Genomic DNA, 12596 nt, shown 5'->3' with positions numbered 1-12596 from the left:
TTGCGGCCATCGGCAGTCACTTCGGCGGCAGTAATTGTGTCTGTTGCTGCGGCGAGGCTGGGCGACCTTACTTTGCCGGTCTTCCCTGCTGCAGGCACAGTTGCACGAGATCGTCGAGGTTCGCTTCGCCGACGCACATGACAGTGTCGGCTCCGCCCCAGTAGATTTTGACCGTGCCGTCGGGTTCGGGCACTGCCCCGCAGGTGAACACGACGTTGTGCACATAGCCAGTGACTTCCCACGGAGCCTCGGGCTGCAGAATCCACGAATCGCCAACGCCGATGATCTTGGCTGGATCATGCAGGTCATGAAGGGCAACTCCCAGACGGTAGACCGATCCGTCCATGGTTTCGAAAACGCCGTGGTAAATGGACAGCCATCCCTCGGCTGTTTTGATCGGCGGTGCTCCGGGGCCGATTTTCATTTCGTCCCAGTGGTACTGTTCCGGCTTCATCACCAGTTGCGATTCTCCCCAGAAGACAAGGTCCGGTGAATAGGTGATCCAGATCGACCATGGCGATATCTCTGAATGAGGGCGGTCCAGGCGAGCGTAGAGGCCGCTGAATTTTTCCGGAAAGATCACCGTGTTGCGGTAGTCGGCCTGAGTGATCAATGAAACTCTTTCCAGCGACACAAAGTCTGTCGTGCGGGCCAGTGCGATGCGGACTCCGTTGCGAGAATACGCGCTGTACGTGATCAGATAGCCGTCGTCGATTTTCGTCATGCGAGGATCTTCAACGCCGAATTCTTCGTACTCCGCAAAGGGGCTGTCTTTTGCCGGTGTCAGGAACGGTTCGCGGTCGGCCGTGAATTTGAAACCATCCTTGCTGCGAGCCAGGCCGATGATCGATCGACCGGTTCGAAGATGCGAGCGGAACAACATGATGTATTCATCGTTGTGTTTCACAACAGCAGCGTTGTGGACTGTTTCCACGGGGTATGGAATGTCTACCTTTGTAAGAATCGGGTTGCCAGAGTACCGCTTGATGAGTTCGTGAGTCATGAATTCTGGTCCGCTTGCTGCTGGAATATTTTTCGATAGACCCGTTCATATCCTTCGACCATCGTGTCGACGGAAAACCGCTGTTCGACGTTGCGACGACACTCTGTGCGATCGATTTTCGAAAGCCGGTGTAAGCACGCGACTGCTTCGTCAACATTGTTCACAAGAAACCCGGTGCGGCCATCTTTGATCACTTCGCGACATGATCCGAGATCCATCGCCACCACTGGTACACCGGCCGCGTTGGCTTCAGCCAGAACCAATCCAAAGCGTTCCGGAATCGTGTTCAGGTGCAGCAGTGCCTTCGCGCGGGCGAAGAGTTCGTTCTTCCCCGCGTTGTCCACGGCCCCGAGGTATTGAATCTGATCGCGACCGATGTGCGGTTCGACCTGTTCGCGAAAGTAAGTCTTGTCCTGAATAATTCCTGCGATGAGCAACGGAAGACCACTTTTCTGAGCGACCTCGATTGCGAGGTGAACGCCTTTGTCGGGATGGATTCGTCCGAGAAAAACGAGAGCGTCGCCTGCGGTCGGTTGCAGCGGGTACAAGGACAGATCGATTCCGTTGTAGACCGTGCCCAGATAATTCAGGCCGGGCGATCGGTCGGATTCGCTGATCGAGACGAAGTTGCTGTCACGGTACTTCTGGTACACCGGAATGATCTGCGATGAGGAGAAACCATGGATTGTGGTCACCATGGGAGTCGTCACGAGCCGCGAATACGTCAGCGCCATGAAATCATAGTGACTATGAATCAGGTCGAATTCAGCCGCCCGCTCGAAGGCTTCCGAGATGTGCAGGTACTCAGCCACTTTAGGATCAATTGAGGCGTCCTCTTCGTAGCCTTTGTCGACGACTGAATGCAGGCGAGCTGTGGTTTGCGAATCGCCGGTAGCAAAAAGAGTCACATCCCATCCGCGAGCGACGAGTCCTTCCGTGATATTGCTGGCGACGGTTTCCCATGCGCCATACTGTCGAGGCGGCGTGCGCCAGGCGACGGGAGAAAGCATGGCGATGCGGTTCTTCGCGGCGGTCGCTGTCATTCGGACTCCGGTTCCATAGCGGCCAAAACATCAGCAACCGGCACGGTGGCGAATCCGGTCGCGTGGTCGGCCATCGCATAGGGAATGATCAGTTCGCTGCCGTGAAGATATGCGCCGCAGGTGTAGACGACGTTCGGCACATATCCTTCGCGTTCGACTGCGTTGGGACTCAACAGCGGTTCACGCAGCCGACCGATGACCATGCCGGGATCTTCCAGATCCAAAAGGAAGGCGCCGATGCAGTATTTCCGCATCGCGCCGACGCCATGACTAAGCACCAGCCAGCCAGCGTCGGTTTCAATCGGTGAACCGCAGTTGCCAAGTTGCACCAGTTCCCAGGGGAACTTTGGTTTCAGCAGGACCTGACGTTGGTTCCAAAAATGAATGTTGTCCGAAAACATGATCGAGATGCATTCGTTGTCCTGTCGCGAAAGCATCGCGTAACGCCCATTGATCTTTCGCGGGAACATGGCCATGCCCTTGTTCTTCGCGGCAGGGCCATTCAGCGTGATGAACCGAAACTTCAGGAAGTCATCGGTTTGCACCAGTTCCGGCATGATCACGTTGCCATCGTAAGCCGTGAACGTCGCGTAATAGATGTAGCTGCCGTCATCGTTGCGGAACCTTACGAAACGGGCGTCTTCGATGCCGTTGATCTGTGTGGGCGTGGCAGGGAATAGAATCCGTTCGGACAGCTTTTGTTGCGGCTGAAATTGAACCTCATAGTTGGACCTTGCCAGCATCCAGATTCCGTGAGCCGTGCCCTGATCTTGCTGCAGGACTCCGTCCGAATTGCGTTCCAGTTCCATTTCTTCATCAATACTTCTTCGCAGCTCACTGGTTGAAAAGGGATCGACGAGTCTTTGCAGGACACGATCGGTGAAGTCACCGTCCAGGCCGAGTTCAATCAACTTGCGTGAAAACAGCCCTTTTTCGTAGGCGGAATTCGGAATCTGCCGAGGTTCCGTCAGTAAATGACCAGGCTTCAATACTTCGATGCGATTGTCTGCGTGGACGATCCCCGTACGAAAAGTGATGGAAGAAATGTGGCCTTCACCAGTGGCTCGCAGGCTAAGGACGAAACGAAGCGCTCCAGGTGGAAGATTGCTTTGATCGACGTGGGGCACAATCGACGGATTGAACAGCGCAGCCGATTCCAGAGAGTACTCGGCAAGGAAGTACGCTCCGATCAACGACCTGCACGCATCGGACACGCCTTCCTCGGGAACGTGCTGCGCGCGAACCTGTTCGAATCGTTCCAGGAACATTCGCTGGATTTCCGGATGGCGTTCAGAGAATTCAGCGGACACTTCGTCCAGAAGCGGGCCAACCTGATCTTCCGGTAACGCCAGGATGCGACTGATCACTCGTCCGCAACGTTGGGCGTCGCCCGGGCTGAACGGCCGCAACAGAACTCGCGTCTGGTCAGGCTGCAGAATAGTGTCAGTGCGTTGCAGGCGAATCGCAGTTGTGGGCATTAAGGTCTGTTCGGATTTGACAATGTGGTGGGTAACGGGTTTCAACGTAAAGTGAGGAAAGCGGGAATTGAGGAAGGCCTGGATCCTGCATTCCTCAATTCCCTGTTCTTGTCTTCCCTGTCGCGGCGTCCAGAAACCACTTCCCTGAAACTGATTCTCGACGGGGTCAGGCCGCTGATGATTTACTCAACCTGATTGGCTACAGCGTGTTACGCTGACTTGTGGCCGCGGAACAAGCGTTTCGTACTATGAATGCTGTTTGCCACAAGCCCGAACCGTCCACGCCAAAAGGTAAACTGGTTTAAGTTCCAATCACCCCTGAGTTGTTCTTCTTTTCGTTTTTGGCTTTTCGTTTTTCCTTCGGCGTTAGCAGAGCTTTCTTCTGCTGCTCACGTTTGCCTTTGTCTTTGCTGCCTTTGTCACCCATTACGAATTCTCCTCAGTTACAGAACAGGACTTGTGATTCGTTGCCGCCAAACTTTGATCAGCGGATGCTGGTTGCGTCGTGAAGTTTGAGCGTATTCTTCATGGCGGTCGCTACTGAATGCGTGTCTGTGGTGACATGGTGTGCTTCGCCTGCGAGCACTTCCGTCCACAGATAGGCCAGAGTCGATTCTGCTCCGCAGTTCCAGTTAATGCCTGTGGGTTGCAGCCCGTCGTGGCATCCGCCGGATTCAATGTTTGCCATTTGGGAATGCTGAGTGTTTTGGCCGTGAAACCATCCGCGAGCTTTCTGGAAGGCGTTCACATATTCCTGATCATGTTGCAGGTCGAGACCTGCTAATGCTGCTGCGGCCATGGTGGAAGCTTCGACCGGCTGCTGGTCATATATCGCTTTTTGAGCGTTCCGGGCGTACCACCCGTGGTTTCCAATCGGGCAGAACACGTCGCCTGAAGTCGTGGCTTTGTCCAGAAAGCGAAACGACGATTCGGCGATAGAAAGTAGCACCTCGTCGTCCCACATTTCCGCCGCGTCGAACATGGCGTGCGGAAGGACGGCGTTTGCATAAGTCATCTGCGGTTCAAACCAGTCCCAGCTTTGTTGGCGGGAAGACTTCCAGGCGTGCACCAGATGATCGACAGCGCGGCGGGCGATCGATTCCAACTCGCCGATGTCAGGAACGCTGGCTCGCTGCAGAATGGCCCATGCCTGAATCACGTAGGCGTGTGCGCGAAGGCTGGTGAGTTCCGTGAGTACATGTGCGGCGTTGTTCATCAGTTCTTTGGAAAGATCCCGAAAGCCCTGAGGTAAGTTGCCGGCGCGAACCTCAGCTAACGCCAGGACGGCCTGTCCCTGGCTGTCACCGCAACCGTTGGTATCGAGCCAGTCGCGCTGGTAGCTCATGAAGTTATGGAACCCGCCGGTCGGGCGTTGCGCGTGTTCCATGAAGCTAAGATAACAGGCGACTCGTTCGATCATGCGATCATCTGTATCGCCCGAACACAGCCGAGCGCACAGGCGGAGGGCTCGTGCATTGTCGTCGGTTGTGTATCCGCTGGATCGTCGAGGAATGTCGTAGATGGCGTGCTGAATCAGTCCGGCTGAGTCCGTCATTCGATCGATGTGATTGAGTGGCAGACAGCTTGAAGCGTGCATCAAATTCCTTTTTGTGAAAATGGCAGGCGATGAGTGTCGCCCAGGTCTGACGTATCCTTGCTTCGACGTGTTGATGTGTTGTTGTGATTTCGATCGATCACGCTTGTAAACAGGTCCAGGTACTTTCGCCCGACGTTTGGCCAGAACATTGGCCTGGAGTATTCGAAGGCGCGGCGACGAGTTTCCGACAGCAATTCGTGGTCGGCCAGGTATCGCACCGTCGCGTCTGCCATCGCATCACTGTCACCGAATGGAACAAGCAAGCCTCGATCGTCAGCGAGGACCTCTTTGGCGTAGAGGTAGGGCGTGCTGACGACGGCACCGACGGCGGCCATCGCATAAGCCATCGTGCCGCTGGCGATCTGATCTTTACCCGGATAAGGCGTGACAAAGACGTCGCACGATTGCAGGTGGGTCAGCAGTTCCGGCAGGCTTAGATACTGATTGACAAATCGAACATTGCCGCCAACGCCAAGTGAATCGGCGAGCTCAATCAGTCCTTCGCGATAGCTTTCACCGTGTTTGCGTTTGACCTGAGGATGAGTTGCTCCCACGATCAGGTACAGCGCGTCCGGGCACGTCTTGACAATCTCCGGCATCGCGCGAATCATGAATTCCAGGCCTTTGCCCGGATTGATCAGCCCGAATGTGCAGATCACCTGCCGGCCCGTTAGCCCAAGTTCCTCACGGTGACTTCGATCCCTGGCGAACGGCACAACGGGCACGCCGTGCGGAATGATTTCCACTCGCGAATCGGCGACTCCGTAAACTTCCCGAAGCAACTTTGCGGCGATGTCCGTCATCACGACGATACCGTCGCTGCTTGCCGCGACGTCACGAATCAGTTGTTTCGGCTTAGGTTTTGGCTCCGTTAGCAAAGTATGGAAGGTGGTGACCACCGGTTTTCGGCAGCGTTCCATAAATTCGATGATACTGTCGCCCCAGTCGCCGGCGTAGAGACCGAATTCATGCTGCAGGCTTACCACATCACACGGTCCATTATTCGCCACTTCTGCGGCAGTGACGTATGCGTCCTCGCGATTATTATCGATGACGTGGACGATCCGTGAATTCTGGCCGGAATGCTGATGCAGCTTCTGAATGGCGGCGATTGTCGACACGGGCTGCCCGGCTGCCAGGTCAACGGCGTCTGCCGAATCCTTCGTGAATGTCGCCAGTCCGCATTCTTCGGGCGGATAGGTTGAGATAAACAGCGGTCTGGCGGTGTGGCTCATTCGTTATGCCCGACCTTCTGATTTTGTTGTTCCCACGTGGCCGATCGCCGGTGACGCTAGTGGGAACTGGTGATCGTTGATTGTGCGGAACTCAGCTTGAGCAAACCGATCCATGGACTGGATTCGCCGCGGACGATGGGCGGCTCGAAGCTGGCCTCTAACGAAGGCCGCCGCGATCGCCGCCGGAATTTCGGCTTCGGCATGAACAATGGCTGCTTCGTTTTCGCGAGTCAGCGCGACCATTTCCTGTTCACGAGCCACCGCCATCGCGCGACGTTCTTCGGCGTGAGCCACAGCGATTCGCACGTCAGCGTTTGCCTGGTCAGTCTGAAGTTTGGCGCCGATATTCTCGCCCACATCGATATCCGCGATATCAATCGAAACGATTTCAAAGGCCGTTTGGGAATCCAATCCTTTTGCCAGCACCTGGCGAGTGATCACCATCGGATCGGCCAGAGCGTCGCGGTAACTTTCACACGTTCCGATGGCGGAAACAATGCCCTGCCCAACGCGAGCGATCACTGTGGTCTCCGTGGCACCGCCAATCAGCTGTGTCAGATTCGTTCGAACGGTGACTCGCACACGGACTTTCAGTTGAATGCCATCGCGAGATACTCCATCTAACGTATCGCCCTGCCCGAGTTCCGGATCCGGACACAGGATGACCATCGGATTGACGCTCAACTGCACAGCTTCCAGAATATCTCGACCGGCGAGATCCACAGCCGCCGCAGTGTTCCAATCCAGTTCGATTCGTGCTCGGTGAGCAACCACCAGAGCTCGCGTTACTCGTATCACGTCGCCGCCAGCGAGGTACTGTGATTCCAGCAATCCTGTGGAGAAGTCCGCCAGGCCCGCCTGCACGGCCATGATTTTGCAGCGCACAATCGTCTGCGGATCGATCTTGCGTAAAGACATTGAGACCAACGAAAGCAGGCCAATGTGTGTTCCGGTCGACCAGGCCTGTAGCCACAATGAAAAGTAGCGACTGACGACATAGAACAGCCCGCCCGCGATGGCGGTTACCACTGCCCACATCAGAAATTCGGTCATAAAGCTTCACCTTGTTCAGGCGAAACGCCTGGTCGCATTGCGAACACATGGCCGCACTGGCACGACTTGCAGCGCACGTGCTGGGTCGCGCGACACACCGGACAGGCGCGCTTCCACGGGCTGGTATCTCCCGGCGGTTGAAACTTTTCCTGCTGCCCCTGAGCAACTCGCAGTTTCATCTTCTTCATGCGTTCATCGTCCAGGCGGCGGACGGCGCATTGCGGATGAATTCCAGCGGGTGAATAGCTTGTTTCGCCGCAGACCGGGCACAGAGGGCGAGGTTGGCGATCGAAGAGTGGGACCGGTTTTCTACTGGACATGTATGGCACGCAACCTGACTCGGGGTCGTGCCCGCAGCGTGCTATTGAAGTAAAACTGAATGTCCATGAGTTTCCCGTGAGCCGGTCAACATGATCTGGTCTGTTGGTGCAGATTCACCAATTCCGAAGACCTGTGGTGCATGTGTGATTAAATGCACGTGCCATGATTGTACACGGCGAAACTAATTTAGATATCTCGAAGTCTTGAAATGGTACGTTCCGACTTCGTGGAGAAGTCGGAAGCCCACGCAGCACTTCGGCGTTTGATTGCGGTTGGAACGCACTTACCTAAGTGGCGGAACGTGCTGCTATAGTGAATCGAGCAGTGCAGATCGCGCCCCTGGTGTCGGACGCCCGGGCCCGGAATCGTTGCGGGATTCGGCCGCATTCACGCGGATCGAACGTCCGCCGATACTCTGCCCGTTCATCCTGGCAATGGCTTCTTCGGCATCGTCCATTCCTGGCATCTGTACAAAGGCGAAACCTTTCGGAGATCCGGAGCCTCGATCAGTGATCATGCGGACAGAAGAGACGCGACCATGGCGTGCAAACGCATATTCGAGTTCAGCTTCCGTCGTGTTAAACGACAGGTTGCCGACAAAAATTGATGTCATAAAAATCGTTCAGCCCGTTGGGCGATGAGTGGCGGTGCCACAGAAAATAACAGACGGCTTACGACAAAAATCACGCCGAACTTGTTGCGGCGGCGAACTTCGTAAACCGTAGAATCGAATCCGAATCAAGCAAGCGTGCTGATCGGCCGGAACCCATGGTGCAACACCAAAGAAACGGTTTGAGGTCGTTTCGTGTTGCGAAGGTTTGCTTTGTGCCATGCCGGCAGTGGCATGGCGTAAACAGATTTGCTTCGAAGACCTTTGAAGTATTCGAACTGAGCGACTGTACTTCAGGATAAGACGAGCGGGAAAGCCCCGCTTTTGCGTCATGAGGCAACGGATCGCGATGTCCGTTGCGATGTAGTATAGACGTTATCGTCACCCAAGGTGCAATAAATCCGTGGTTTCCTTAGCGATCCTTCCGTTATGTGCCATAACTCGTGTGGGTGATGAGCGTTGAAGAAATTCAAGCACCTTCACTCCTGGGCTCGGAAACCTGCTTCAAGGTTGTTTGGTGGAACGATGAGGCGTGGTTGCTGTGTTGCGGGAGGCGCCAGCTTTCAACCCCGGCAGGATGCTCGCCGCGGTGCCCTGATTGAGCGCGAAAATTGTGAAGCCGCCTGTCTTGTGTTGCCGTGTGATTTCGATCTGCCCCACCACGCGATCGGCCGTTAACGTCGATCGTCCGGCAGCCGCGCCGATGCCGGCGTAGACAGGAACACCAAACGCCAGCTTCTGCTGGTTGGTAATCCACGCAGCGAATTCGTCATCGTTATCGCTGTAGTTCATGGGGCATAGAAAATCGACGTAGCCGCGCTTCGCCCACAGTGACCAGTCCTGACCGACGGCTTCACGGCACTGAGGATATGCCGAAAATACGGCCGCGGAAATTTTGATGTCCGGCCGCAGCTTCCGAGCTTCTCGACTTACTGTTTCTACCAGACGAGTAATCTGATCCGCTCGCCAGTCGCGGTATTCATCGTGCAGTCGGCCATCGTAACAGTCGGCGGGCCAGTCGATGATTTCATGCCCCGTGTCGGATTCAAATTTTCGGCGACTGAAATCGCTGTAGTCGAGGCTTGCGTTGGGGTATCGAATGTAATCGAAGTGAATACCGTCCACGTCATAGTTTCGGACGACTTCCAGCATGCTGTCGACTTCCAGCTTGAAGTTGACCGGATGAGCCGGGTTCAACCATTCAGTGACGTTGCCGTGCACGTCCACCTGAGTGCGCCCGGTTTGCTTCATACGTTCGATGAATTCCGGCGGCGCGTAGTGGCCGGGGTTGTGATTCACTTTCCAGACATGCACTTCCAGTCCGTGCTTCTTCGCCGCTGCCAGGCACTGCGAAATCTGATCGCCATACTTTTTGTAAGCCGCGCTGCGAGGCAACACTTCACTCTGATAGTGAGCCACTCCAGCCCACAGCATGTTAGGAATGATCATGTTAATACCGGCGTCGGCCAGTTCGCGGCATGTGCGATCCCAATCGCCCGGATACGGCCCGACTCCACTGTGTTCCCAAAACGCGCGTGCTTCGCTGGAAGGGCTAGGCTGTGCCTTGAAGTATACGTCAAGGCGCTGTTTCTCCGCTTTCACGGCGTGTTGGTAGCTGGCGTAGTAGCTTTTGTTAGACAGCATTTTTCGCGCAGCGGCGAAGTCGCGATCCGATTCGTCGAGACTCAGGCGGCCTTCGGCATCCATAAGCGGCGATACGGCGTTTCGCAACTCCTCAGCCGAACGGCAGTGGCCGATTTGCTGAGCTCGCTGCAACTGCGCGGTCGCGATCGTCTTCCAGATTTCGCCGTCAAGTTCTCCCAGCACTGCTGCGAGCATCTTCTTTTTTTCCTGCCAGTCGTCACTCAGAATCACGTGACTGAAGTAGGCTCCTTTATCACTGACTAGCAATGCAGCTTTTTGCGTCGACCGGCCAGCTTTGTCGTACCATGTCCCAATCGCGTGAGCGTTGTGGCCAGTGGGTTCGTAGAGGGCGACGTTCCACGATGCCTGCCGGACGACGTTTGGCAGCCCGTCAATTTTGTTGGGCGCAAAATGGATCGACGCCAGTTGAGAATCCCCTTTGGCGGGGCGATAGAACTCGGCTTCCGCGAAGCCCAACGCGTTGCGAAGTCGATAGGGGACGTCGTAGCACAGAAAAAGTTTGCCGCCTTGATCGAGGTACTCAACCAAACGTTCGCATGCTTTTCGATCGGGGCGGTTGAAGGGCAGGATCGCAAGGCGACGACTGCCCAACGCGCCTTCAGCGATCTCGGATTCCCTCAAACTATCCGTTTCGATGCCAAGTTCCGACAGCATCTTTCGAATGCGTTTGGCCGCATCCCAAGTGGCGGCGGATCCTGCATCCTGCTGATCCGGCAGCACAATGGCGACGTCATTCTGATGCTGTTTTAAGTTGCGGAGTCTAAATGAGGTTTCTGCGGTCGATGCTTCATCTGGTTTCGAACGTGAGTTTTGTTTCCACACGGCGATGCGAATTCCGTCGATTGCGTGCCATCCGCTCGGTGACTCTTCGGCACGAAAGTCTGCCTTTTCGAATCGCAGGGTCTTCCAGCCGGGTCTTGTAAGACTCGCGCCGCACGAGAACCAGCCTTTTCCAGATCGGAAATAGAAGGTCAATGCGCGAACCGATTCGATGTCTGCCACGTTGATGTCGAGCGTGAACCACGAAGGTGTGGTCAGGTCGAGTTTGATGTCTCGGTCAATGACTGTGCGCTGCAATCCGTTTGGCGGTGCAAACGGCGCTCGCACCTGCAGAACCGGACGACCTTCTTCGTCGATTCGACGGACGTCCGGAGTGCCTTCACGAGCGGACCATGCGGCCTGAGCGTCCTGGTCATTCGCGTAGGCAAACGAATCAATCGTGTGCTCGGCGTTTGCCCAGCGACAGGAGACAGCAGTCAACAGAAGTGTGAGCGAGAACAGCTTGAAGTTCATTGGTGGTTCGTAGGGTTGAAGAAGGTTGCTCGCCCATGGCGTTGAATTCGATCTTAGCGGAACTGCTCAAGATCGAAAACAGGCCGTTCCGCAATGAGGCTCGCCGTTTAGGATGATTCAAGTTGCTGACGCTGTCGCTACCTGGCTGGTTCAATAGAATTAAATGCGTTACGCGCAGCCCTGGTTACTTCTGCCTGATTCTCCCGCCATTCGTACCTTCCGCCATTGGCAATTATGCCACCTCCATTGAAAGCTACGTGCAATGACAGTGAAGACTGCAGTCAACAGATCAATAAACTGCCTAAAGCTGGTCACGGCAGCGTTTGCTGTTCTGGCAGCAACGAACGGCATCGCCGGTGAACCGATCCGCTTGCGAGTGCTGAGCTACAACATTCACCATGCCGAAGGTGTGGATGGGAAGCTGGACGTTGATCGAATAGCTCAGGTCATCCTGTCGGCCAATGCTGACATCGTGGCTTTGCAGGAAGTGGATCAGAAAGTGACACGCTCAAAAGACGTCGATCAACCAGCGGAACTCGCGCGGCTCACGAAAATGAATGTCGCCTTCGGTGCCAATATTCCCCTTCAGGGTGGCCATTACGGAAACGCGGTGCTGACACGGTTTCCGATCATCGAGCACAAGAATCATCTTCTGCCCAACCTGGGTAATGGCGAGCAGCGCGGGGTGCTTGTTGCCGAATTAGAAATCAGCAAGACCAAACAACCGCTTGTCCTCTTCGCGACTCACCTGGACCACCGGCGCGACGAACGAGAACGCGTTGCATCGGCCGAAGCGATCAACAAGCTGGCGGCTGCACACGATCACAAGGCAATGTTGCTGGCAGGCGACCTCAATGCTGTTCCTGACAGCAAAACTCTGTCTGACCTTGGTCGCGAGTGGCAGCGGACCAACGAACAGCCCATTCCCACAATCCCCGTGGCGACGCCAACCCGGCAAATTGACTATGTGCTGTGTCGGCCCGCTCAGCGATGGAAAGTCGTTGAAACCGAGGTTTTGGGGGAAGCTGTTGCTTCTGATCACCGTCCCATTATTGCTGTGCTGGAACTCACGGAAAGCAGCAACTGACCTTCGGCGGAAGGGTTCGGTTCCCGCAGACGCTGCCTACAGATGTCCAACGCCGCTCTTTGCCTCCCACAGAATTGGGGCGGCAAAGGGCTGGCTACTTGTCACAAATGGTGAAACGTCGTCGACTGATCGGGAAACAGAGTTCGCAGGTAGCCGAGACCCCGTGAACGCAATACGATGCGATTTCAGAGGGTGCCACAAATACGCTACG

The 12596-nt window shown here is 55.5% G+C and carries 10 protein-coding genes; 1 reads left to right on the top strand and 9 read right to left on the bottom strand.

The genetic code is table 11. From position 1 onward, the window contains the following. Positions 1–67 precede the first annotated feature (67 nt). The 9 genes from Fuma_RS19460 to Fuma_RS19420 all read right to left on the bottom strand — a co-directional run bounded on the left by Fuma_RS19460 (position 68) and on the right by Fuma_RS19420 (position 11298). Positions 68–1003, bottom strand: coding sequence for a glycoside hydrolase family 130 protein (locus tag Fuma_RS19460; RefSeq protein WP_077025589.1), 936 nt, complete (start codon positions 1001–1003; stop codon positions 68–70). After that, entirely contained in the window at positions 1000–2046 is a 1047-nt protein-coding gene (locus Fuma_RS19455; protein ID WP_077025588.1) for a glycosyltransferase family 4 protein, read from the bottom strand. The genes Fuma_RS19460 and Fuma_RS19455 overlap by 4 nt, the downstream gene beginning before the upstream one ends. Beyond that, positions 2043–3524, bottom strand: a complete 1482-nt coding sequence (locus Fuma_RS19450; protein WP_179954420.1) for a glycoside hydrolase family 130 protein — start codon at positions 3522–3524, stop codon at positions 2043–2045. Before Fuma_RS19450 ends, Fuma_RS19455 begins: the two co-directional genes overlap by 4 nt. Positions 3525–3825: 301 nt before the next feature. Then, positions 3826–3951, bottom strand: a complete 126-nt coding sequence (locus Fuma_RS36445) for a hypothetical protein (RefSeq protein WP_257787776.1) — start codon at positions 3949–3951, stop codon at positions 3826–3828. 57 nt (positions 3952–4008) lie between these two features. Continuing rightward, positions 4009–5121 carry a hypothetical protein gene (locus Fuma_RS19445; RefSeq protein WP_077025587.1) on the bottom strand — a complete coding sequence of 371 codons (1113 nt, stop codon included), beginning with the start codon at positions 5119–5121 and terminating at the stop codon, positions 4009–4011. After that, positions 5121–6356 (bottom strand): glycosyltransferase family 4 protein, encoded by a 1236-nt coding sequence (locus Fuma_RS19440; RefSeq protein ID WP_077025586.1) that lies wholly within the window; start codon positions 6354–6356, stop codon positions 5121–5123. Before Fuma_RS19440 ends, Fuma_RS19445 begins: the two co-directional genes overlap by 1 nt. 3 nt (positions 6357–6359) lie before the next feature. Next, positions 6360–7409, bottom strand: coding sequence for a flotillin-like protein FloA (floA, locus tag Fuma_RS19435; RefSeq protein ID WP_077025585.1), 1050 nt, complete (start codon positions 7407–7409; stop codon positions 6360–6362). Positions 7410–8037: 628 nt separating this feature from the next. Next, positions 8038–8343, bottom strand: a complete 306-nt coding sequence (locus tag Fuma_RS19425) for an RNA recognition motif domain-containing protein (RefSeq protein WP_077025583.1) — start codon at positions 8341–8343, stop codon at positions 8038–8040. 501 nt (positions 8344–8844) lie between these two features. Next, a complete protein-coding gene (locus tag Fuma_RS19420) occupies positions 8845–11298 on the bottom strand; it encodes a glycoside hydrolase family 10-like protein (protein ID WP_077025582.1) in 2454 nt (817 codons plus the stop codon). 262 nt (positions 11299–11560) lie between these two features. Between Fuma_RS19420 and Fuma_RS19415 the strand changes: the two genes are divergently transcribed. Next, positions 11561–12385, top strand: a complete 825-nt coding sequence (locus tag Fuma_RS19415; protein ID WP_077025581.1) for an endonuclease/exonuclease/phosphatase family protein — start codon at positions 11561–11563, stop codon at positions 12383–12385. The last annotated feature ends 211 nt before the right edge of the window (positions 12386–12596 follow it).

This window comes from Fuerstiella marisgermanici, from assembly GCF_001983935.1.
Classification (GTDB): Bacteria; Planctomycetota; Planctomycetia; order Planctomycetales; family Planctomycetaceae; genus Fuerstiella; species Fuerstiella marisgermanici.
Note: the sequence above shows the minus strand (reverse complement) of the source record. Positions and strands in the feature narration are given on the sequence as shown.